We start from the raw sequence: 20655 nt of genomic DNA, 5'->3' as shown, positions 1-20655 counted from the left end.
CTGTTGCTGCTGGGGATCGGCGCGTCTGCGCTGGCCGGCTGCGACCAGCGCCCCGATTCGGGGCCGGTGATCGTCAGCGCGATCGGCGCACCGCCACGCCCGGCCGATCCCGCCCGTACCCGGCTCGACACGCCGTCGCGGCTGCTGCTCGATGCCACGGCCGAGGGGCTGGTGCGGTTCGACGGCAGCGGCCAGATCGAACCCGGGCTCGCCGAACGCTGGATCGTGATCGATCAGGGGATGAGCTACATCTTCCGGCTGCGCGAGGCGCAGTGGAGCGACGGCAGCAAGGTCGATGCCGATCAGGTCGTCGCGCAATTGCGCCATCAGCTCGCGCGGGGATCGCGCAACCCGCTCCTGCCCTTCCTGACGGCGGTCGACGAGATCGTGACGATGACGCCGCAGGTCATCGAGGTGCGGCTGCTGCGCCCGCGACCCGACCTGCTCAAGCTGTTCGCCCAGCCTGAACTGGCGCTGTGGCGCAGCGGCACCGTCGGCGGCGCCGGACCGATGCGCATCGTCCGCGGCACGCGCAGCCCCTTGCTTCGCCCCGCCTTCGATCCCGGCCGCGCCGATCCCGACGATCAGCGCCGGACGCGCCCCGAACAGGACGTCCGCCTGATCGGCGAGCGCGCCGCCCGCGCCATCGTCCGCTTCGCGGCGCGCGACTCCGATTATGTCGCCGGCGGCACCTTCCTCGACTGGCCGCTGATCGGCCTGGCGTCGATCGCCCCCGCCAACGTCCGTCTCGATCCCGCCGCCGGGCTGTTCGGCTTCGCGATCCTCAAGCGCGACGGCTTCCTCGCGGACGCCGGCAACCGCGCCGCACTCAGCGGCGCGATCGACCGCGCCGCGGTCACCGCCGCGGTGATGCCCAATTGGGAACCGGCCGAACGCCTCCTGCCCGACATGCTCGATTCGACCGCGCCGCCGGCGCTGCCCGGCTGGTCGCTGCTCACCCCCGAACAGCGCGTCGCCGCCGCGCAGACGCGCGTCGCCGACTATGGCGCGCCGGTCGTGCTGCGCATCGCGCTGCCGCGCGGGCCGGGTGCGACGCTGGTCTATGCGCAGGTCGCCGCGTCGCTGCTCACCGTCGGCATCACGCCGCAGCGCGTCGGCCCCGACGACGACGCCGAATTGCGGCTGGTCGATCAGGTCGCCCCCTATGACAGCGCACGCTGGTATCTCGCCAATGCCTGCGTCGTCTGCGTCGAGGCCGCACAGGGCGCGCTGGTCGCCGCCCGCGCGGCACCGACGCTCGCCGAACGCTCGCGGCTGATCGCGGTCGCCGATGCCGCGCTGGCGACGGATACGCCGTTCATTCCGATCGCGCGGCCGCTGCGCTGGTCGCTGGTCGCGATGCGGCTGCGCCAATGGCGTCCCAACGCCCGCGCCTGGCACCCGTTGAACCGGCTGCGCGACGACACCAATTAAGGTGGATGACCACCACTCGCCCTCGCCCGCTGCACGCGCGTCCGCTGCTCGACTCCTTGCCGGTCGGCCGTGACGCAGCCTCGGTCCGCATCCGGCTCGAAGCGATGGAGCGGGTGATGGAGGGGCTGTTCACCATCCCCGGTACCAACCGCAAGCTCGGGCTCGACGTGATCCTCGATCTCGTGCCGGTCGTCGGCACCACGATCGCCGCGCTCATCGGGTCGTGGCTGGTATGGGAAGCCCGCAATCTCGGCATGTCGAAGCTGCAGATGGCGCGGATGTTCGGCAACGTCGGTATCGACTGGGCGCTGGGCATCATCCCCTTCGTCGGCGCGGTCCCAGATTTCTTCTTCCGGTCGAACACCCGCAACCTGCGGATCATCCGCCGCCACCTCGACAAGCATCATCCGGCGACGGCGACGATCATCGGCTGACGTTCAGCGGCCGCCGCGCCAGATTTTCACCGTCGCGTCGGCGGAAAGACCGCCTTGGTGCGCCGGACAGCGTTGATAGCGGAACGTCTTGTCGAGGCAGATCCAGATCTCGTCGAGCCAGCCCTGTTTGGTCGCCGTCACCCGCATCATGTCCGGCCCGAGCCCCGGATTGCTGCGCGACACCGCCGCCGCCAGCCCGCCGGCGGTCAGCGGCCCGCGCGACAAGGCATCCATGTCGGGATAGCGCAGCCTGCCGTACAGGCGGGTCGAGGTGGCGAAATAGCGGTCGGGCTTGTAGCCGGCCATGCAGGTGCCGTGCTTCGACCATTCGTGCTGCATCAGCTGCGCCGACGGCGTGCTGCAGATATGCTTCTGGATCACCGCACGCGGCAGCAAGGGGGTCGCCTGGCAATATTGCGGCCAATCCTTGCCGATGCCGTCGGGCCACAGCCCGTGCAGCGTGAAGCCGAAGCGGTTGCCCGCCGCGCACTGGAAGCGCGCGCCGCCGTCGCGGTCGTGATCGCGGCAATATTGCGGAGCCCAGGTGATCGCCAGCGTATAACCGCCGATCGGCAGCAATCGCCGCGGCTGGCTGTCGCTCGGCAGGTCCGGGTGCGGCCGTTCGAGGCTCGTCGGGGCGGCGCATTGATAGGCCTGCGCCTGCACCGCGGCGGGGGTCGCCGCGAGCAGCGCGACGAGCGCGAACCGCGCGATCACCATCGCGGCGCGTCCGGCGTTTCGACCACGTCGAGATCGTCGTCTTCGTCCAGCCCTTCGCCGAACCACGCCTTGGCGTCCGGCTTGAACAGCATCACCGCCGCGGCGACGTAGAGGATGTTGGCGACCAGTCCGAGCGCGAGCTGCGCGTTGATCGCCGACCGGCCCAGTGCGATCAGCACGATCGCCGAGAGGACAGCGAACACGCCGAAGGCTGCGAACACCACCTGCACCCATTTCGCCACCACGCTCGGGCGGCGGACGATGAAGAACCAGATCAGCACCGTGATCGCGAGCCCGAGCACCTGCATCGCCGGCAACAGCCACGACATGCTCGCGAGCATCGGATTGGAGGCCAAAGCGGCCTGCGACGTGCGCCAGTTCAGCCCGGTATTGATCAGGCCGAGGATCACCGACGCCCAATAGAATTGCTCGAAGCGGACGATGGATGGCGGTTTGGTCACGACAACTCCCCTTGCTGCTCGATCTCAGCCTAGCCGTCCCGACGGGGCGTGCAAGCCGCCGCTCATATCACCGTGAAATCGAGGCCGATATCCGCCGCGGGCGCCGATTGGGTCAGCCGCCCGACCGAGACGTAGGTGACGCCGCTCTCCGCGATCGCCCGGACCGTGTCGAGCCGCACTCCGCCCGAGGCCTCGGTCGGCACGCGTCCGCCGACCAAGGCCACCGCCTCGCGCAGCAGCGCCGGCGGCATGTTGTCGAGCAGCAGATGCGTCGCCCCCGCGTCCAGCGCGGACGCGATCTGGTCGAGCCGGTCGACCTCGACGATGATCCGCGCGATCCCCGCCGCGACCGCCCGCTGCACCGCCGGTGCGATGCCGCCGGCGACCGCGACGTGATTGTCCTTGATCATCGCCGCATCCCACAGGCCGAGCCGGTGGTTCTGCGCACCGCCGGTACGCGTCGCGTATTTCTCCAGCCGGCGTAGCCCCGGGATCGTCTTGCGCGTGTCGAGCAGCACCGCGCCAGTCTCCGCGATCGCATCGACATAGGCGCGGGTCAGCGTCGCGATTCCCGAGAGATGCTGCACCGTGTTGAGCGCCGAACGCTCGGCGGTGAGCAGCGCCCGCGCCGATCCCTCCAGCCGCATCAGCTCGCTATGCGCCGCCACCCGGGCGCCATCCTCGACCAGCCGGGTGATCCGCACCGCCGGGTCGAGCGCGCGGAAAAACGCTTCCGCGATGCCGAGCCCGGCGACGACGATCGCGTCGCGCGTGTCCATCACCCCGGTGAAGCGCGCCTCCGCCGGAATCACCGCCGCCGAAGTGATGTCGCCGCCTTCGCCCAGATCCTCCGCCAAAGTCGCGGCGACGAAGCCGTCGAGGTCGAATCCGTCTAGAGTAAAGCGCGACATACGTATACGATCCTGTCATATGGCGTCGCGGACCCTATTGTCATGGGTCCGCCGCCGAATCACGGGGAAGCAGGGCGATGACCGAACGCGAGGCCTTGGAGGAGCTCCACCAGTTGCTCGCCGCCGCGTTGCAGAAGGCGGACGAGCTGGAGCTGATCCTGGTCGGCATCCACATCAACGAAGCCCGTCACCTGCTCGCCCCGACCACCGCGACCTCGCACTGACGGATCAGTCGCCGGTGACCGGCACCACGCGGAACGGCGTCGGGCCGAGATCGCCCTGCCCGACCGTCGCCGAGGCCATCGACAGCATCGCGTCGAGGCTCTTCTTCGCCTTGACGCGCAGGCCCTCCTCGATCTCGATGCGCGGCGTCAGGTCGCGCAGCGCGACGTAGAGCTTCTCCATCGTATTGAGCGCCATATACGGGCAGATGTTGCAGTTGCAGTTGCCGTCCGCCCCCGGCGCGCCGATGAAATTCTTCAGCGGCATCGCCTTTTCCATCTGGTGGATGATGTGCGGCTCGGTCGCGACGATCAGCGTCTCGCCGGGCATGGCATTGGCGAATTCGAGGATGCCGCGCGTCGATCCGACGTAATCGGCATGGTCGAGGATCACCGCCGGACATTCGGGATGCGCGGCGACCGGCGCACCGGGGTTCTGCGCCTTCAGCTTCATCAGCTCGGTTTCGCTGAACGCCTCGTGGACGATGCACACGCCCGGCCACAGCAGCAGCTCGCGCCCGGTCTTGCGCTGGAGATAGCCGCCGAGATTGCGGTCGGGGCCGAAGATGATCTTCTGGTCGCGCGGCAATTGCGCCAGGATCGTCTCCGCCGACGACGAGGTGACGATGACGTCGCTCAGCGCCTTTACCTCGGTCGAGCAGTTGATGTAGGTCAGCGCGATATGATCGGGATGCGCGGCGCGGAACGCGGCAAACTGGTCGGGCGGGCAACTGTCCTCCAGGCTGCAACCGGCATCCATGTCGGGCAGCACGACGATCTTGTCGGGGCTTAGGATCTTCGCGGTCTCCGCCATGAAGCGCACCCCGCAAAAGGCGATCACGTCGGCATCGGTCGCCTGCGCCTTGCGGCTGAGGTCGAGGCTGTCGCCGACGAAATCGGCGAGGTCCTGCAACTCCGGCTTCTGATAATAATGCGCGAGGATCACCGCGTTGCGCTCCTTGCGGAGGCGCTCGATCTCGGCGCGCAGGTCGAGCCCGGCGAAGCTGTTGGTCAGTTCCATAACGCCCTCGTTAGGCGATTGCGCGCCGCCCCTCAACGCCCGCCGTCATCGAGAATTGCCAAGCACTTCCGCCAGCGACCGGCTCGCGTCCCAGCGCTCGGTCGCGGCGGTGGGATCGTCGGCGAAAGTCACCTTGACGCTGGCGTCGATCCCGGCGGCGCGCAGTGGCATGACGAAGCTGTTCTCGACCGCGCGCCGGGTCGCGTCGCGCGCAAGCTTCATCGGCGTCGCATCGCGCGCCTGCCGCACCAGCTCGGCCTGTCCGGCGCGGCGATTCGCGGTGTCGAGCGCGGTGTCGGCGTCGGTCAGCCGCGACAGGATGCCGCCGCTGCCATATTCGCGGATCGCGGTGAGATCGACCTGCGGCCCGTCGAGCTCGATCGGCGGCAACCGTACCGACAGCGTCCGGCTGTCGGGGTCCCAGGCGACGTCGCGCTGGGTCAGCTTGCCGAGGTCGACCTCGTAGCGGACGAGACCGGGCATGATCAGCGTCTTCTCGGTCGACAGGCCGAGCTGCGACTGGCGCGACGTGCTCACCGCGACGAAGCGCGCGGCGAAGGCGGACAGGCGGTTCTGTTCGCGCAGCCCTTGCAGGCTCGCGCTGGCGACGGTGGTCGGATCGGGCGACAGCCGGCGCTCGACGTAGCGCTGCACGCCCCACAGGCCGATCAGCACGGCAAGCGCGAGCAGCACGATGATCCCCGCCGCCTTGCCGAGGAACGAACCGGTCGACGACCGGACCGCCGGCGTCGCGGGGGCGTCGGGCATGGGATCGCTCATTCGCTGCTCCGCCATACGTCACCCTCCTCGCTCACCCGTTGCCGTCTTTGCAGATCATAGAGGTGCGCGAGCACCGATCGTTGCGCCGCCGGGATCAAACGCGGGTCGAGCCCGACGTACATCCGCCGCGTCATCTCCTCCAGCGCCAGCGGCGCCTCGCGCACCAGCCGCAGGATCTGCCCCTCGCGCTGCTTGCGATGCCCCAGCATGCCGCGCACCAGCCGCTGCGGCTGGTCCACCGCCTCGCCATGGCCGGGATAATAGATGCGATCGTCGCGGCCGAGCAGCTTGTCGAGGCTCGCCATATACTGCCCCATGTCGCCGTCGGGCGGCGAGATCACGCTCGTCGCCCAGCCCATTACGTGATCGCCGGAGAACAGCGCCTTCGTCTCGGGCAGCGCGAAGGCGAGATGGTTCGACGTATGGCCCGGCGTCGCCAGTGCGGTCAGCGTCCAGCCGTCGCCGGCGACGCTCTCGCCCTCGGCCAGCACGCGATCAGGCGCATAGGCCGCGTCGAACGCCGCATCCAGCCCGGGCGTCTCGCTGGCAACATGCACCGGCGCGGCACCGACGATCGGCGCGCCGGTCGCGGCGGCGAGCGGCCGGCTGGCGGGACTGTGGTCGCGATGATGATGGGTGATGACGATCGCACGGACCGGCCGGCCGGCGATCACCCGCAGCAGCGTCTCGACGTGCGCGGCATCGTCGGGTCCCGGATCGATCACCGCAAGATCGCAGCCGCCGACGACATGCGTCTGCGTACCGCCATAGGTATAAGGCGACGGATTGGGCGCGAGCACACGGGTGACGAGCGGCTCGAGCTGGATCGGGATACCGGTCGGATGCTCGGCCATTGGGTCGGATGTGGCGCGATGCGCCGCGGAGCGCAAGAGGCGATGACCGGTGGGGGTGCCACCCGGCGGCGGCGGTCGCCCCGAACACGCCGCCACGCGGCGGCCGAATCCGCCTGCCCGGATAATGGCGAGACCTGTGTAAAACTGTCCCAGTGCTCCCGCGAAGGCGGGAGCACAGGAGTCCCATACGCGATCGGACATCGCTCTGCCTGGCCCCGGGTTCCCGCTTTCGCGGGAACACCGGATGGGCCGCATCAATCCTTGTCGGGCGAAGCCATTTCCGCGCGCAATTCCGCCAGTGCCGAATCCATCTCGGCCAGCGCCTCCTTGCGCCCGCTGGCGGGGATGAGCTGGTTGGCGGCGATGCTGGCCCGCGAGGCCTCGACGCTCGCCAGCGCGCTCGCCATCGCGTTGCGGCGGATTTCGGCGGCATTGACCGTGGCGGCAGCGCTGGCGGCGGTCGCAACGCGGATACGGTTGGTGCAGATCACCATCGTCCGCTTTCCGCCCTTCCGGCCCTGCACGACGAATTGCTGCGCCTCGCCATCCCGGCCGAGGCTGCAATTGCGCTCGCTGACCTCGGGCACGGTCCGCATCGACCGGTCGACCATCGCCTGGAGCTCGCGAGCGTCAGGGTGGCCGTTCTCCGTCGTGCTATGCGTGCTGCTGTCCGTGGTGGTCCGCTTGACGACGATGCGGCGGACGCTCGGTGCCGGCTTCGCGGCATCCGCCATCGCCGGCATGGCCGGCATTGCCGGCATCTCCGGCGTTTCCGGCGTTTCCGGCATCTCGGGCATGTCGAGCGCGGCCGACGCCGCCTGCAGGTCGATCCCCATCGTGTTGCCGACCCGATGGCTGATCGCCGCGGCGGCGCTGGTGCCCGAGGCGGTCACGCCGAGCCCGCCGAGCACGACGGTCGAGACCAGCGCACCACCCAGAACGAGGCGGCGGCGCGAACGCGGCGAGGTGGACAGCATGCGGAGTCTCCCTTTCAGATCGTCGATGGTGTGCAGATGACAGGCCGCGGAGACCGCGCCGCCATGCGCCGCCTTGACGATGGCGCAGGCATAAGCGTGGCGGTCGATCGTCGATCGGCCGGCGAGGACGCGGGCATCATTGGCGAGTTCCTGATCGGCGCGGAAGGCGCGAAACGCACGCCAGGCGACCGGATTGAACCAGTGCAGCGCCAGCACGCCGAGCGCGATCCAATTGGCGATCAGGTCGCCGCGCTGGTGGTGGCCGATCTCATGCTCCAGCGCCAGCTCCCGCTCGTCGGCGTCGTAGCGGTCGGCGAAGTCGAGCGGAAAGGCGACGTAGCGGCGCATCACGCCGAAGGCGAGCGGCCCGGCCGCCGCCTCGCTGGCGATGATGTGCACGCCGCGCACCTCCTCGATGCTCGCCGCGGTGCCGAGCAGGCGGCGGCAGTGGCGCCGATGGCTGGTCAGGTGCCAGACGAGGAAGCCGAGCGCGCCAGCCGCCCACAGCAGGCCGACGATCCAGCCGATCGCCGGCGCGGCGACCGCCACCGGCGCCACCGTATCGTTCGCGGCGCCATCGGCGACGAGGATGGTGAGCGTGTCGCTGGCGCGGCTGATCGGCGTCGCCGCCACCTCCTGCCACGCCGCGGGCAGCGGTGGCAGCAGCAGGCGCAGCAATGGCAGCGCCCACAGGGCATAAGCGACCTGCGGCCCGAAGGCGTTGCGCACCGGCGCGCGCACCAGCATGACCAGCGCCATCAGGAGCGTGGAGGCGATCAGCGCCTCGACCAGCCAGCCGATCACTGCTTGAGGTCCTTCAACAGCGCCTCGATCTCGGCGATGTCGGTCGCGGTGAGTTCGTCGCGCTCGGCGAGATGCGCGACCAGCGGCGTCAATTTACCGCCGAACAGGCGGTCGATCAGCCGCTTAGATTCGCCCGAAACGTAATCGCCACGCGCGACAAGCGGGCGATAGAGATAGCGGCGGCCATCCTCCTCATGCGCGATCGCGGTTTTGGCGAGCAGCCGGCCGAGCAGCGTCTTGACGGTGTTGGCGCTCCACCCGCGGGCGGGATCGACGCGTTCGGCCACGTCCTGCGCGGTGAGCGGCGCCTCGTCCCACAGCACCTCCATGACCGCATGTTCGGCATCGCTGATTCGTTCGACCACGGCTACGCTCCTGTTGGACTACAGGTGTAATCGTACCGTTTACGGACGTAGTCAAGAGGGGTGCGGCGATGTCGGGATTGCTTACAGGTCGGTGCGGCACGAGACGGCCGTTAACCGTATAATCAACGGAAACCTGCGGCTCCGCACGATTGGCACGGCGTCTGCATATCGAGAGCCAGCCGAGCGTCACGACGCTTCAGCAGGGTGGGGTCATCGCTTTTCCGCGTCTCGCGACCCCACCCGCACCCGGCACCGGTCAGGCTGCGGCCGTATCGCCCTTCAACAGCGTCGCCAGTTCGCCGCTCTCATACATCTCCATCATGATGTCCGATCCGCCGACGAATTCGCCGCCGACGTAAAGCTGCGGGATCGTCGGCCAGTCCGAATAGGCCTTGATGCCCTGGCGGATGCCCTGGTCCTGCAGCACGTCGACGCTCTCATAGTCGACGTTGAGGTGGTCGAGGATCGCGACCGCGCGGCTGGAGAAGCCGCATTGCGGGAACAGCGGGCTGCCCTTCATGAACAATACCACGGCATTGTTCTTCACGACGGCGTCGATGCGGGCGTTGGTGTCGTCAGTCATGGTCATCATCCTCAGGCGGCGGCGGTCTTGAGCTGCAGGGCGTGGAGTTCGCCGCCCATGCGCTGGCCGAGCGCCGCATATACGGCTTGGTGTTGCTTGCGGAGCGGCAGACCGGCGAAGCTCGCCGATACGACGCGGGCGGCATAATGATCGCCGTCGCCGGCGAGGTCGGTGATCTCGACCTCGGCGTCGGGGATGGCGGCGCGGATCAGCGCGGCGATGTCGTCGGCGGCCATCGGCATCAGCCCTGCTCCGCCTGGATCAGCTGCCGCCGCGCCTCGATCATCTTCTCGGCGAGCGCGCGGCGCACCGCGGCATCGTCGGTCTCGACGCCGGCGGCGGTCAGGTCGCCCAACAGCTTGCGCACGACGTCCTCCTCGCCCGATTCCTCGAAGTCCGCCTGGACCACCGCCTTGGCATAGGAATCGGTCTCTTCGGGGGTCAGCCCCATCTGCGCCGCGGCCCATTGGCCGAGCAGGCGATTGCGGCGCGCAGTGATGCGAAACGCCATCTCCTCCTCACGCGCGAACGCCGCCTCATGGGCGCGCTCACGGTCGTCGAACATGGACATCGTCACTCACCCCGTTTTTTGCTCCTCCGCACATAGGGGCGCGTCTGCGCACGCGCAACGGATGCCCGGAACCGCAAGCCCCATGCCGGGCATAAGTCGTTCGGAACAAAAGAGTTAACGATGCGATAACTATGTGAGGGCGAGCACCCCGCTCGACCGCAGGAGAAGGATCATGATCAAGAGGCCCGTCCCCGCCGGAGGCCATTCGCAGCCCACCCGCGCCGCGCCGCTCACCGGCATCGTCGTCGGATCGGCGATATCGCTGTTGCTCTGGGCGTTGATGCTCGCGATCTTCTTCGCGATCCGCTGACCGTCAGCCGACCGCGACCACCAGCTTCCCGATCGCGCCGCGCGCCGCCATCTTCGCGATCGCGTCGCCGCCGCGCTCCAGCGGAAAGGTCTCGGTCACCTTCGGCGCGATCTTCCCGTCGCGCCACAATTCGAACAGCCGCGCGACATGCGCCGCATTGGCCTGTGGATCGCGTGCCGCGAAAGCGCCCCAGAACACGCCGCAGACGTCGCAGCTCTTGAGCAACGTCAGATTGAGCGGCAGCTTCGGGATGCCGGCCGGAAAGCCGACGACGAGATAGCGCCCTTCCCAGCCGATCGCGCGCAGCGCCGGCTCGGCATAATCGCCGCCGACCGGATCGTAGATCACATCGAACCCGCCGCGCCCGCCCGCCGCCTTGAACCGTTCGGCGAGCGCCTTCGACGCCTCCTTGTCGAACGGCGCGCGACCGTAGACGACCGTCTCGTCCGCGCCAGCGGCGGTCGCCGCCGCCGCCTTCTCCTCCGACGACACCGCCGCGACGACGCGTGCGCCATAGGCCTTGCCGAGTTCGATCGCCGCCAGCCCGACGCCGCCGGCCGCACCGAGCACCAGCAGCGACTGGCCCGCCTGCAACCGCCCGCGGTCGAGCAAGGCATGGATCGTCGTGGCATAGGTGAGGATCAGCGCCGCGCCCTCGGCGAAGTCGCGCTCGGCGGGCAGGCGATAGAGCCGCTGCGGCTCGGTGACGATGCTGGTGGCGAGGCCGCCATGGCCGATCACCCCCATCACGCGGTCGCCGACCTGCCAGTCGCTGACGCCCTCGCCGAGCGCGTCGATCACGCCGGCGATCTCGCCGCCCGGCGCGAACGGGCGCGGCGGCTTGAACTGATATTTGTCCTCGATGATCAGGACGTCGGGATAGTTGATCGCGCAGGCCTTGACCGCGACCCGTACCTGCCCCTTGGCCGGCGCCGCATCGGGCAGCTCGGTGAGTTCTAGAGTGTCAGGTCCGCCCGACGCCGTCGACAGCAATGCCCGCATAACCGCTCCTGCTCGCGATCCAGGGGCGATGTTGATCCACCGCGCCCTCGAATTTCGAAATCGCGGTATCCCTTGCCATCGTCAGGCCGATCTCGTCCAGCCCCTCCATCAGGCATTGCCGGCGGAACGGATCGAGGTCGAAGGCGAAGCGGTCCTGATAGGGCGTCGTCACTGTCATCGTCTCGAGATCGACGGTGACCGGCTGGTCCTTCGCCACCTCGACGAGACGATCCACCGCCTCCTGCGGCAGCACCACCGGCACGATGCCGTTCTTGAACGCATTGCCCGAGAAGATGTCGGAAAAGCTCGGTGCGATCACCGCGCGCACCCCCATGTCGGCGAGCGCCCAGGCGGCATGTTCGCGACTCGACCCGCAACCGAAATTGTCGCCGGCGATAAGGATCGGCGCACCGGCATAGCGCGGATCGTCGAAGACGTTGCCCGGCTGCGCGCGCACCGTCTCGAACGCGCCGCGCGCCAGCCCCGAGCGCGTGATGGTCTTGAGCCAATGCGCCGGGATGATGATGTCGGTGTCGATATTCTTGGCACCCCAGGGGTAAGCGGTGCCGGTAACGGTCGTGACGGGCTGCATGTCGGCGCCTTCTAGCGTTCGGTCTTGACCGGATGCGCGAGGACGCGCGCGCCCGCGACATAGGCGGCGACGCCGCTCATCATCGCGCCCGCCACCAGCAATACCAATACCTTCTTCATCGCGTCGCTCCCATCAGATCCCGTACGTCGGCGAGCCGCCCGGTCACCGCCGCCGCCGCCGCCATCGCCGGCGACAACAGGTGTGTGCGCGCGCCAGGTCCCTGTCGACCCACGAAATTCCGGTTCGACGTGGACGCACACCGCTCCCCCGCAGGCACCTTGTCGGGGTTCATCGCGAGGCACATCGAACAGCCCGGCTCGCGCCATTCGAACCCGGCCTGCACGAACACCCGGTCGAGCCCCTCGGCCTCCGCCTGCCGCTTGACCAGCCCCGATCCCGGCACGACCATCGCGCGCACGCCGTCGGCGACGTGCCGCCCCTCGGCGACCGCGGCGGCGGCGCGCAGATCCTCGATCCGGCTGTTGGTGCAGCTGCCGATGAAGACGTGCTGGACGGGAACGTCCTGCATCGCCGTCCCCGGCGTCAGCCCCATATAATCGAGGCTGCGCTGCGCCGCCGCGCGCTTGGCGGGATCGGCGAAACTCTCGGGCTCCGGTACGACGCCGGTGATCGGCACGACGTCCTCGGGGCTCGTCCCCCAGGTCAGCGCCGGCGCGATATCGGTCGCGTCGAGCGCCACGCTCTTGTCGTAGGTCGCGGCGGGATCGGTGGCGAGGCTGCGCCACCAGGCGACGGCCTTGTCCCACGCCTCGCCCTGCGGCGCCATCGGCCGCCCCTTCAGATAGGCGAAGGTCACGTCGTCGGGCGCGACCAGCCCGGCGCGCGCGCCGCCCTCGATCGACATGTTGGCGACGGTCATCCGCCCCTCGATCGACATGGCGCGGATCACCTCGCCGGTATATTCGATGACATGGCCGGTGCCGCCCGCCGCGCCGATCCGCCCCATGATCGCGAGGATCACGTCCTTGGGGCTGACGCCGAAGCCGAGCGTGCCGTCAACGCGCACCTCCATCGTCTTCGACTGGCTGAGCAGCAGCGTCTGCGTCGCGAGCACATGCTCGACCTCGCTGGTGCCGATGCCGAACGCCAATGCGCCCAAGGCGCCATGCGTCGAGGTATGGCTGTCGCCGCACACCAGGGTCGTGCCGGGCAGCGTGAAGCCCAGTTCCGGCCCGACGACATGGACGATGCCCTGCTCCGCCGCGGTCGCATCGATATAGTCGACACCGAATTCGGCGGTATTGCGGCGCAGTGCATCGAGCTGCTGCGCGCTTTCCGGATCGGCGATCGGCAGCATCCGCCCGGCGGCATCGACGCGCGGCGTCGTCGGCAGGTTGTGATCGGGCACCGCGAGCGTCAGCTCGGGCCGCCGCACGCGCCGGCCAGCGACACGAAGCCCCTCGAACGCCTGCGGGCTGGTCACCTCATGGACGAGGTGCCGGTCGATGTAGATGAGGCAGGTGCCGTCGTCGCGCCGTTCGACGACATGAGCAGCCCAGATCTTTTCGTACAGCGTTTGCGGTCGGGAAGCCATGATGCGCGCCCGTTAACGGAAATGATGCGCGAGCGAAAGCCTGTGCGACAGATTGTTGCCTGTGATATTAAAGCGCGCGATGATCTTCGAAGATCGTGCCGCACGCGCGCATCTCGTCTTCATGCGCCGGCTCGCGCCATGTTTCCGTCAGCGCCGCCGCTTCCCATGCCTTGATCGCGGGATGCGCGAAAAGGCTTTCGCACCAGCGACTTCCGGCATCGCCAACGTCGATCCCGAAGGTCCGCACGCGAAACGCGACCGGCGCGTAAAAGGCCTCGACCGCGGTGAAGCGATCCCCCGCCAGCCACGGACCGCCGAAGCGATCGAGCCCTTCCGCCCATAATTCCTTGACCCGCGCAACATCGCGATCGAGCGCCGGCGACGCCGGATGCGGAGCCGCGCGGACGCCGATGTTCATCATCCGCTCGTTGCGCAGCGCCGAAAAGCCGCCATGCATTTCGGTCACCGCACACATCGCCCAGGCGCGCGCCGCCGCGTCCCGCGGCCAGACGCCGTCGTGCCGTTCGGCGAGATACAATGTGATGCCGAGCGAGTCCCAGACCGTGCGATCGCCGTCGACCAGCACCGGCACCTGCCCACTCGGCGAAAAGGCGCGGAACGCCTCCCAGTTATTTGCCGCCGTAAAGGGTTCGATCCGATCCTCGAACGGAATGCCGAGCGCCGTCATCAACGCCCACGGCCGCAGCGACCAGCTCGAATAATTGCGATTGGCGGTGATCAGCACGTAACCCATGGCTGCAGGTCCCATCTCGACTATCTATTCATAGCGGGGAATCGTCCGACCGGCTGCTGCCTAGCCCCTGATTCCGGTCTGAACGACCTCGGTCCGAAGATCGGCACGTATGAAAAGCGTCTTGGCTACCCGGTCGATATGCCGTCGCAACGCTGCGGCCAGTTCGGGACCATAAAGGATCACATCCACCGATACGGCGAGGCTGCTTTCACCGAACAATGTCGCCAATCGTGCCAAAGTCCTGCCATCGATATCGCCCCATAATATGAGATCGATATCGGACGCCGGACGCGCGGTCCCGAGCGCCCGCGATCCGAACACGCCGACCCGATCGATCCGATCGGCGAAGGGCGCGAGCACGGACCGTACGATGGCCCGGTCCCGTTCCGACATCACGATGCCGTCCGCGTCAGCCAAGCTTTGCCCGTTCGAGCATCAGCATCAGGTGCAAATCTTCGAATCGCTCGAGGAAGCGCGCCCGGATATCAGCGACCACCCGCTCGAACGCCTGCCGGCGGTAGACGTGCGACATTTCGTTACGCGCATCCAGCGCGTCCATCCAGATCGGCCCTTCCTCGATATAGCCGAAGGCGAATGCCGTGCGGAGCACGTCGCCGGGTCCGCTGCGCTCCAGCGTGACCTTACGCCAGACCAGAAAGTCCTTCAGCGTCTTCCAGGCGAGTTCGAACGTATATTCGAACCGCTGGATAACCCCCTCCTGCACGATCGGGTGAACATCGCCGTCGAGCAGCTCCACGCCCTCCCGCAGCAACACCAAAGCCCCGTCGAAATTGGCGAACCGCTGCACCCAGCGGGGCGTATCGGGGGCGCCGAGATCCATTACCGGTCGAACCGCGCCGTCGTCTTCGCCGCCACCTCATCCGCGGTCACGCCCGGCGCCAGCTCGATCAGCCGGAACGGCGATTGGTGATCCGGCCGCCGGAACACCGCGAGGTCGGTGACGATCATGTCGACCACGTTCTTGCCGGTCAGCGGCAGCGTGCAGGCGGGGATGAACTTGGGGCTGCCGTCCTTGGCATTGTGATCCATCACGACGATGATCTGCTTGACCCCGGCGACGAGGTCCATCGCGCCACCCATCCCCTTGATCATCTTGCCGGGGATCATCCAGTTGGCGATGTCGCCGCCCTCGCTCACCTCCATCGCGCCGAGCACCGTCAGGTCGATATGCCCGCCGCGGATCATCGCGAAGCTCTGCTCGCTGCCGAAATAGGCGCTTTGCGGCAATTCGCTGATCGTCTGCTTGCCGGCGTTGATGAGGTCGGGGTCGACCTCGTCGTCATAGGGAAACGGGCCGATGCCGAGCATGCCGTTCTCCGACTGCAAGGTCACCGTGATCCCGGCGGGGATATTGTTGGCGACCAAAGTCGGGATGCCGATGCCGAGGTTGACGTAATAGCCGTCACGCAGCTCCTGCGCGGCGCGCGCCGCCATCTGGTTGCGGTCCCAGCCCTTCGCTTGCGTGGCCATCAGTTCAGTCCTCCGGGATGGTTGGCGATCGTCGCGACGGCGTCGGGATCGAGGTCGGGGCGCGCGCCGTCGAGGCCGCGCCAGATCAGCGCCGCGGCTTCCGCCTCGGCCATGCCGAGCGCCTGCGCATGCGCCTTGGCGGCGTGGCCGATCGTGTCGGCCATCAGCACGCCGAACATCTCGGCGTCGCCGAGCACGCCGGCATCGATCACCACGGTCGAGCCCGACCGGTCGGTGATCCAGATCCGCGCGACCTCGGCCGATCTGGCGCCGAGATTGGGGATGGCGGACAAGGGGATGGCGCGCGGCTTCGACGGTTTCACGGCGTATCGCTCCAGCGTTTGTCGAGGGGAAACACCTCGTCGAACCCGCCCTTGAGCCCGCTGCCGTAGACCGGGTTGGGCAGCACGAACCAGCCGTTGCCCCACAGATCGGCGATCGCGCCGCTGTCGGCGACACGGCGGCGCTCGGCGGCGGAGGGGATCGCGTTGAACAGGTCGCTGAAATCGCCGAGCTGGTCGCCCGCCATCGCGACGACGCAATAGCGCGCGGCGATCGCGCTGCGGCGCGCGTCCTTGCCGCTCGGCCCGTCGCGCAGGAACAGGTCGGTGCCGGGGGTGAAATCGCCCAGCCCCGCCGCCTTCAGCCCGGCGACCGTGCCCGCGGCGGTGGCGGCGCCGCGATTGCTGTTGATGATGACCGTGATGTTGGCGGCACGCAGCGCGGCGAACGCCTCGACCGCGCCCGGCACCGGCGCGACCGCCTTGGCGCCGGTCCGCTCCCAGCGCGCCCATTGCGCCGGATCGAACGGCGCGGCGGGATCGCGCGCCGCCAGCGCCTCGATGCCGAGGTTGAGCACCACCGTCTCGTCCGCGTCGAACACCGCCGCGCGCGGCTTGCCCTCGCACGCCTGCCATTGCGGCGCGGCGAGCGTCGCGCCCGGCCTGAGCACGACGCTGTCGCCCGCCGCGCGGCGATAGCTGGCATAGGATACGAGCGCGCGGAACGCCTGCCGGCTCAGCGCCGCCGCCTCCGCCGAACCGTAGAGATACTGGAATTGCGGCGGCACCGCCCGCGTCTCCGCAGCCGCGCCCGCGACCGCGCCGGTCGGCGGTGGCAGCGCGGTCAGCCCGGTGATCCGCACCAGCCTGCCGTCGGCGGTATAGGTCTGGCCCGGCGCCGGCAGCGTCGCGACAGGCGTGCGCTTGCCGCCGCAGCCCGCCAGCAGCGCCGCCGCCGCCAGCGCGAACCCCGCCCGCCGCATCACGCCGCCTCGCGCGCCCGCACCGTGCGGAATTCGATCTTCTTGTCGTAAGGGCTACCGACGATCATCCGCTTCACATAGATGCCGGGCAGATGGATGTGATCGGGATCGAGGCTGCCGACCGGCACCACTTCCTCGACCTCGGCGACGCAGACCTTGCCCGCGGTCGCCATCGGCTGGTTGAAGTTGCGCGCGGTCTTGCGGAAGATGAGGTTGCCGCTTTCGTCCGCCTTCCAGCCCTTGATGATGCTGAGGTCGGCGCGGATGCCGCGTTCGAGGATATAGTCCTCGCCGTCGAAGCTCTTCACCTCCTTGCCCTCGGCCACCAGAGTGCCGACGCCGGTCTTCGTGTAGAAGCCGGGAATGCCCGCACCACCGGCGCGGCAGCGTTCGGCGAGCGTGCCCTGCGGGCAGAATTCCACCTCCAGCTCACCGCTCAGATATTGCCGCTCGAACTCCTTGTTCTCGCCGACATAGCTCGAGATCATCTTCCTGACCTGCCGCGTGCGCAGCAGCTTGCCGAGCCCCTCGCCGTCGATGCCGGCATTGTTGCTGGCGATGGTCAGGCCCGTGACGCCCGATGCCTGGATCGCGTCGATCAGCCGTTCGGGGATGCCACACAGGCCGAAGCCGCCCGCGCAGATCGTCATGCCGTCGTGCAGCAGGCCGTCGAGCGCCGCCGCCGCATCGGGATAGAGCTTGTTCATCGCCCGTGACTCTCCTGTCTTTGCCGCGGCGATAGCGGGACGGGCGCCGCAGCGTCAATCGAGACCCCGTGTTCCTGCGGACGCAGGAACCCAGAGCCAAGAAGCGCAGCGCCCGCGACCCTGGGCTCCTGCGTTCGCAGGAGCACTGACGCTTACTTCAGCGCCGCCTGTGCCGCCGCCAGCCGCGCGATCGGCACGCGGTACGGCGAGGCCGAGACGTAATCCAGGCCCACCTTCTCGCAGAAGGCGATGCTCGCCGGATCGCCGCCATGTTCGCCGCAGATACCGAGCTTGATGTCCGGCCGGGTCGCACGGCCGCGATCCGCCGCCATCTGCACCAGCTCGCCGACGCCCTCGATATCGAGGCTGACGAACGGGTCCTTGGCGTAGATGCCCTGCTCGACATAGGCGCCGAGGAAACGCGCCGCATCGTCGCGGCTGACGCCCAAAGTCGTCTGGGTCAGGTCGTTGGTCCCGAACGAGAAGAACTCGCCCGTCTCGGCGATCTCGCCCGCCTTCAGCGCCGCGCGCGGCAGCTCGATCATCGTGCCGACCAGATAGTCGATCGTCTTGCCGCGCTCGGCGAACACCACCTGCGCGGCCTTGTCGACCACCGTCTTCATCAGGTCGAGCTCGCGCTTGGTCGCGACAAGCGGGATCATCACTTCCGGAATCGGCGCCTTCCCCGACTTCTCCGCGACGTCGAGCGCCGCCTCGAAGATCGCCCGTGCCTGCGTCTCGTAGATCTCCGGATAGGTCACGCCCAACCGGCAGCCGCGATGGCCGAGCATCGGGTTGAATTCGTGCAATTCGGTGGCGCGTCGCTTCAGTTCGTCAATAGCGACCCCCGCCGCCGCGGCGACCTCGGCGAATTCATTCTCCTCGTGCGGCAGGAATTCGTGCAGCGGCGGATCGAGCAGCCGCACCGTCACCGGCAGGCCCGCCATCACCTCGAAGATCGCGGTGAAGTCGCTGCGCTGCGCCGGCAGCAGTTTCTCGAGCGCGGCACGGCGGCCCGTCTCGTCCTGCGCGAGGATCATCTGGCGCACCGCCGTGATCCGGTCGGCGTCGAAGAACATATGTTCGGTACGGCACAGGCCGACGCCCTCGGCGCCGAAATCGCGCGCGGTCTGGCAGTCGAGCGGCGTTTCGGCGTTGGCGCGGACCTTGAGCCGGCGCACGCCGTCGGCCCATTCCATCAGCACGCCGAAATCGCCGGCCAGTTCGGGCTCCACGGTGGCCACCGAGCCGAACATCACCTCGCCGCTGGTGCCGTCGATCGTGATCGTGTCGCCCTCGCGCACCTCACGCCCGGCGACCTTCATCACCTTGTCCTTGGCCGAGATCGACAGCGATCCCGCGCCAGAGACGCAGGGCCGGCCCATGCCGCGCGCCACCACCGCGGCGTGGCTGGTCATGCCGCCGCGCGCGGTGAGGATGCCGGTCGCGGCATGCATACCATGAATGTCTTCCGGCGACGTCTCGACGCGCACGAGGATGACGGACTCGCCCGCCGCCTTGCGCTTCTCGGCGGTGTCGGCGTCGAACACGACGGTGCCCGAGGCGGCGCCCGGCGAAGCGGGCAGGCCCTTGGCGATCACGTCGCGCGGCGCATCGGGATCGAGCGTCGGGTGGAGGAGCTGGTCGAGCGCCATCGGATCGACGCGCAGGATCGCCTCGTTGCGGGTGATGAGCCCCTCGTTCGCCATATCGACCGCGATCTTCAGCGCCGCCTTGGCGGTCCGCTTGCCCGAGCGCGTCTGGAGCATCCAGAGCTTGCCCTGTTCGACGGTGAACTCGATGTCCTGCATGTCGCGATAATGCGTCTCGAGCCGGTCGAACACCGCCGCCAGCTCGGCATAGACTTCGGGCATCGCCTCTTCCATCGACGCGGGCTTGGCGCCCGCCTCCTCGCGCGCCGCCTTCGTCAGATATTGCGGCGTGCGGATCCCGGCGACGACGTCCTCGCCCTGCGCGTTGATGAGGAATTCGCCGTAATAGGCGCGGTCGCCCTTCGACGGATCGCGGGTGAAGGCGACGCCGGTCGCCGACGTCTCGCCCATATTGCCGAACACCATCGCCTGGACGTTGACCGCGGTGCCCCAGTCGGCGGGAATGTCGTTCAGGCGGCGATAGACCTTCGCCCGCTCCGACTGCCACGAGCCGAACACCGCGCCGACCGCGCCCCACAATTGGTCGTGCACGTCCTGCGGAAAGGGCTTGCCCCATTCCGTCTCGACCAGCCCCTTATATTCGGCGACCAGCGCCTTGAGGTCGGTCGCGCTCAGCTCGGTATCCAGCGTGAAGCCGTTGTCTTCCTTGGCGATCTCCAGCGCTTCCTCGAACGCGCCGTGATCGAGTTCGAGCACCACGTCGGCATACATCTGGATGAAGCGGCGATAGCTGTCCCACGCGAACCGCTCGTCGCCCGATTTCGCGGCGAGCCCCTCGACCGTCGCATCGTTGAGCCCGAGGTTGAGGACGGTGTCCATCATCCCCGGCATCGACACGCGCGCGCCCGAGCGCACCGAGACGAGCAGCGGATTGGCCGCATCGCCGAAGGTGTTGCCGGTGATCCCCTCGATATGCGCGATCCCCTGCGCCACCTCGTCGCGCAGGCTTTGCGGGAATTGCTCGCCCTCGTCGTAATAGGTCGTGCACATCGCGGTCGAGATGGTGAAGCCCGGCGGCACCGGCAGGCCGATCGACGCCATCTCGGCGAGGTTCGAGCCCTTGCCGCCGAGCAGATTCTTGTCGCCCTTCCCGCCGTCCGAAACGCCGCCACCGAAACGGTACACGTATTGGGTCATCGCTGGTCCTTAGCTACGGTCTGATGCCTGCCCC

General features: G+C 68.4%; 26 protein-coding genes. 4 read left to right on the top strand and 22 right to left on the bottom strand.

Going from position 1 to position 20655, the window contains the following annotated elements; all coding sequences use genetic code 11:
* Positions 1-3 precede the first annotated feature (3 nt).
* Together AC07U4_RS13435 and AC07U4_RS13430 are read left to right on the top strand one after the other, a co-directional pair.
* The gene (locus tag AC07U4_RS13435) at positions 4-1434 is read left to right on the top strand and encodes an ABC transporter substrate-binding protein (protein WP_495195696.1); all 1431 of its coding nucleotides are present in this window, start codon (positions 4-6) and stop codon (positions 1432-1434) included.
* A 5-nt stretch (positions 1435-1439) separates the two neighbouring features.
* Entirely contained in the window at positions 1440-1868 is a 429-nt protein-coding gene (locus AC07U4_RS13430) for a DUF4112 domain-containing protein (protein WP_495195695.1), read from the top strand.
* A gap of 3 nt (positions 1869-1871) precedes the next feature.
* Here AC07U4_RS13430 and AC07U4_RS13425 read toward each other — a convergent pair whose 3' ends face one another.
* The 3 genes from AC07U4_RS13425 to nadC all read right to left on the bottom strand — a co-directional run bounded on the left by AC07U4_RS13425 (position 1872) and on the right by nadC (position 3960).
* The gene (locus AC07U4_RS13425; protein WP_495195694.1) at positions 1872-2588 is read right to left on the bottom strand and encodes a ribonuclease T2 family protein; all 717 of its coding nucleotides are present in this window, start codon (positions 2586-2588) and stop codon (positions 1872-1874) included.
* A complete protein-coding gene (locus AC07U4_RS13420; protein ID WP_052075621.1) occupies positions 2582-3049 on the bottom strand; it encodes a hypothetical protein in 468 nt (155 codons plus the stop codon). Before AC07U4_RS13420 ends, AC07U4_RS13425 begins: the two co-directional genes overlap by 7 nt.
* Positions 3050-3111: 62 nt before the next feature.
* Positions 3112-3960, bottom strand: coding sequence for a carboxylating nicotinate-nucleotide diphosphorylase (gene nadC, locus AC07U4_RS13415; protein WP_495195693.1), 849 nt, complete (start codon positions 3958-3960; stop codon positions 3112-3114).
* A 77-nt stretch (positions 3961-4037) separates the two neighbouring features.
* On the opposite strand from nadC, the gene AC07U4_RS13410 reads away from it, so the two are divergent.
* The gene (locus AC07U4_RS13410; RefSeq protein WP_169742543.1) at positions 4038-4184 is read left to right on the top strand and encodes a hypothetical protein; all 147 of its coding nucleotides are present in this window, start codon (positions 4038-4040) and stop codon (positions 4182-4184) included.
* A 4-nt stretch (positions 4185-4188) separates the two neighbouring features.
* Here the strand turns inward: AC07U4_RS13410 and nadA are convergent, their stop codons facing one another.
* The 8 genes from nadA to AC07U4_RS13370 form a co-directional block, all read right to left on the bottom strand.
* Positions 4189-5202: a quinolinate synthase NadA gene (gene nadA, locus AC07U4_RS13405; protein WP_038662770.1), complete on the bottom strand. Its 1014-nt coding sequence runs from the start codon at positions 5200-5202 to the stop codon at positions 4189-4191.
* Positions 5203-5247: 45 nt separating this feature from the next.
* On the bottom strand, positions 5248-5982 hold the full coding sequence (locus tag AC07U4_RS13400) for a DUF4230 domain-containing protein (RefSeq protein WP_495195692.1): 735 nt from the start codon (positions 5980-5982) through the stop codon (positions 5248-5250).
* Entirely contained in the window at positions 5979-6836 is an 858-nt protein-coding gene (locus AC07U4_RS13395; RefSeq protein WP_495195691.1) for an MBL fold metallo-hydrolase, read from the bottom strand. Before AC07U4_RS13395 ends, AC07U4_RS13400 begins: the two co-directional genes overlap by 4 nt.
* A gap of 254 nt (positions 6837-7090) precedes the next feature.
* Positions 7091-8617 carry a M56 family metallopeptidase gene (locus AC07U4_RS13390; RefSeq protein ID WP_495195690.1) on the bottom strand — a complete coding sequence of 509 codons (1527 nt, stop codon included), beginning with the start codon at positions 8615-8617 and terminating at the stop codon, positions 7091-7093.
* Positions 8614-8982: a BlaI/MecI/CopY family transcriptional regulator gene (locus AC07U4_RS13385; protein WP_038662781.1), complete on the bottom strand. Its 369-nt coding sequence runs from the start codon at positions 8980-8982 to the stop codon at positions 8614-8616. Before AC07U4_RS13385 ends, AC07U4_RS13390 begins: the two co-directional genes overlap by 4 nt.
* Positions 8983-9238: 256 nt before the next feature.
* On the bottom strand, positions 9239-9565 hold the full coding sequence (grxD, locus tag AC07U4_RS13380; RefSeq protein WP_038662784.1) for a Grx4 family monothiol glutaredoxin: 327 nt from the start codon (positions 9563-9565) through the stop codon (positions 9239-9241).
* An 11-nt stretch (positions 9566-9576) separates the two neighbouring features.
* Entirely contained in the window at positions 9577-9807 is a 231-nt protein-coding gene (locus tag AC07U4_RS13375) for a BolA family protein (protein WP_038662786.1), read from the bottom strand.
* Positions 9807-10136, bottom strand: a complete 330-nt coding sequence (locus AC07U4_RS13370; protein ID WP_038662790.1) for a DUF1476 domain-containing protein — start codon at positions 10134-10136, stop codon at positions 9807-9809. The genes AC07U4_RS13375 and AC07U4_RS13370 overlap by 1 nt, the downstream gene beginning before the upstream one ends.
* Positions 10137-10308: 172 nt before the next feature.
* On the opposite strand from AC07U4_RS13370, the gene AC07U4_RS13365 reads away from it, so the two are divergent.
* Positions 10309-10446 carry a hypothetical protein gene (locus AC07U4_RS13365; protein WP_169742544.1) on the top strand — a complete coding sequence of 46 codons (138 nt, stop codon included), beginning with the start codon at positions 10309-10311 and terminating at the stop codon, positions 10444-10446.
* Between the two features lie 3 nt (positions 10447-10449).
* On the opposite strand, the gene AC07U4_RS13360 is transcribed toward AC07U4_RS13365, so the two are convergent.
* From AC07U4_RS13360 to ppdK, 11 genes are all read right to left on the bottom strand, one after another.
* Positions 10450-11448, bottom strand: a complete 999-nt coding sequence (locus tag AC07U4_RS13360; protein ID WP_495195689.1) for an NADPH:quinone oxidoreductase family protein — start codon at positions 11446-11448, stop codon at positions 10450-10452.
* Positions 11411-12040, bottom strand: a complete 630-nt coding sequence (gene leuD, locus AC07U4_RS13355; RefSeq protein ID WP_038662792.1) for a 3-isopropylmalate dehydratase small subunit — start codon at positions 12038-12040, stop codon at positions 11411-11413. The genes AC07U4_RS13360 and leuD overlap by 38 nt, the downstream gene beginning before the upstream one ends.
* Before the next feature lie 115 nt (positions 12041-12155).
* The gene (gene leuC / locus AC07U4_RS13350; protein WP_495195688.1) at positions 12156-13595 is read right to left on the bottom strand and encodes a 3-isopropylmalate dehydratase large subunit; all 1440 of its coding nucleotides are present in this window, start codon (positions 13593-13595) and stop codon (positions 12156-12158) included.
* A 67-nt stretch (positions 13596-13662) separates the two neighbouring features.
* Complete coding sequence (locus tag AC07U4_RS13345; RefSeq protein WP_038662799.1) at positions 13663-14349, bottom strand: glutathione S-transferase family protein; 687 nt, start codon at positions 14347-14349, stop codon at positions 13663-13665.
* A gap of 60 nt (positions 14350-14409) precedes the next feature.
* Complete coding sequence (locus tag AC07U4_RS13340) at positions 14410-14766, bottom strand: nucleotidyltransferase domain-containing protein (RefSeq protein WP_052075622.1); 357 nt, start codon at positions 14764-14766, stop codon at positions 14410-14412.
* The gene (locus AC07U4_RS13335) at positions 14759-15157 is read right to left on the bottom strand and encodes a nucleotidyltransferase substrate binding protein (protein WP_495195687.1); all 399 of its coding nucleotides are present in this window, start codon (positions 15155-15157) and stop codon (positions 14759-14761) included. Before AC07U4_RS13335 ends, AC07U4_RS13340 begins: the two co-directional genes overlap by 8 nt.
* 32 nt (positions 15158-15189) lie before the next feature.
* A complete protein-coding gene (locus AC07U4_RS13330) occupies positions 15190-15840 on the bottom strand; it encodes a CoA transferase subunit B (protein WP_038662805.1) in 651 nt (216 codons plus the stop codon).
* Positions 15840-16163 carry a DUF5076 domain-containing protein gene (locus tag AC07U4_RS13325; RefSeq protein ID WP_038662809.1) on the bottom strand — a complete coding sequence of 108 codons (324 nt, stop codon included), beginning with the start codon at positions 16161-16163 and terminating at the stop codon, positions 15840-15842. Before AC07U4_RS13325 ends, AC07U4_RS13330 begins: the two co-directional genes overlap by 1 nt.
* Positions 16160-17107 carry an HAD family acid phosphatase gene (locus AC07U4_RS13320; protein ID WP_495195686.1) on the bottom strand — a complete coding sequence of 316 codons (948 nt, stop codon included), beginning with the start codon at positions 17105-17107 and terminating at the stop codon, positions 16160-16162. Before AC07U4_RS13320 ends, AC07U4_RS13325 begins: the two co-directional genes overlap by 4 nt.
* Positions 17104-17811: a CoA transferase subunit A gene (locus AC07U4_RS13315; protein ID WP_495195685.1), complete on the bottom strand. Its 708-nt coding sequence runs from the start codon at positions 17809-17811 to the stop codon at positions 17104-17106. The genes AC07U4_RS13320 and AC07U4_RS13315 overlap by 4 nt, the downstream gene beginning before the upstream one ends.
* A 152-nt stretch (positions 17812-17963) precedes the next feature.
* Positions 17964-20621, bottom strand: a complete 2658-nt coding sequence (gene ppdK / locus AC07U4_RS13310) for a pyruvate, phosphate dikinase (protein WP_495195684.1) — start codon at positions 20619-20621, stop codon at positions 17964-17966.
* Between the last annotated feature and the right edge of the window lie 34 nt (positions 20622-20655).

Source organism: Sphingomonas sp. GW821-FHT02B09 (genome assembly GCF_059421875.1).
Note: the sequence above shows the minus strand (reverse complement) of the source record. Positions and strands in the feature narration are given on the sequence as shown.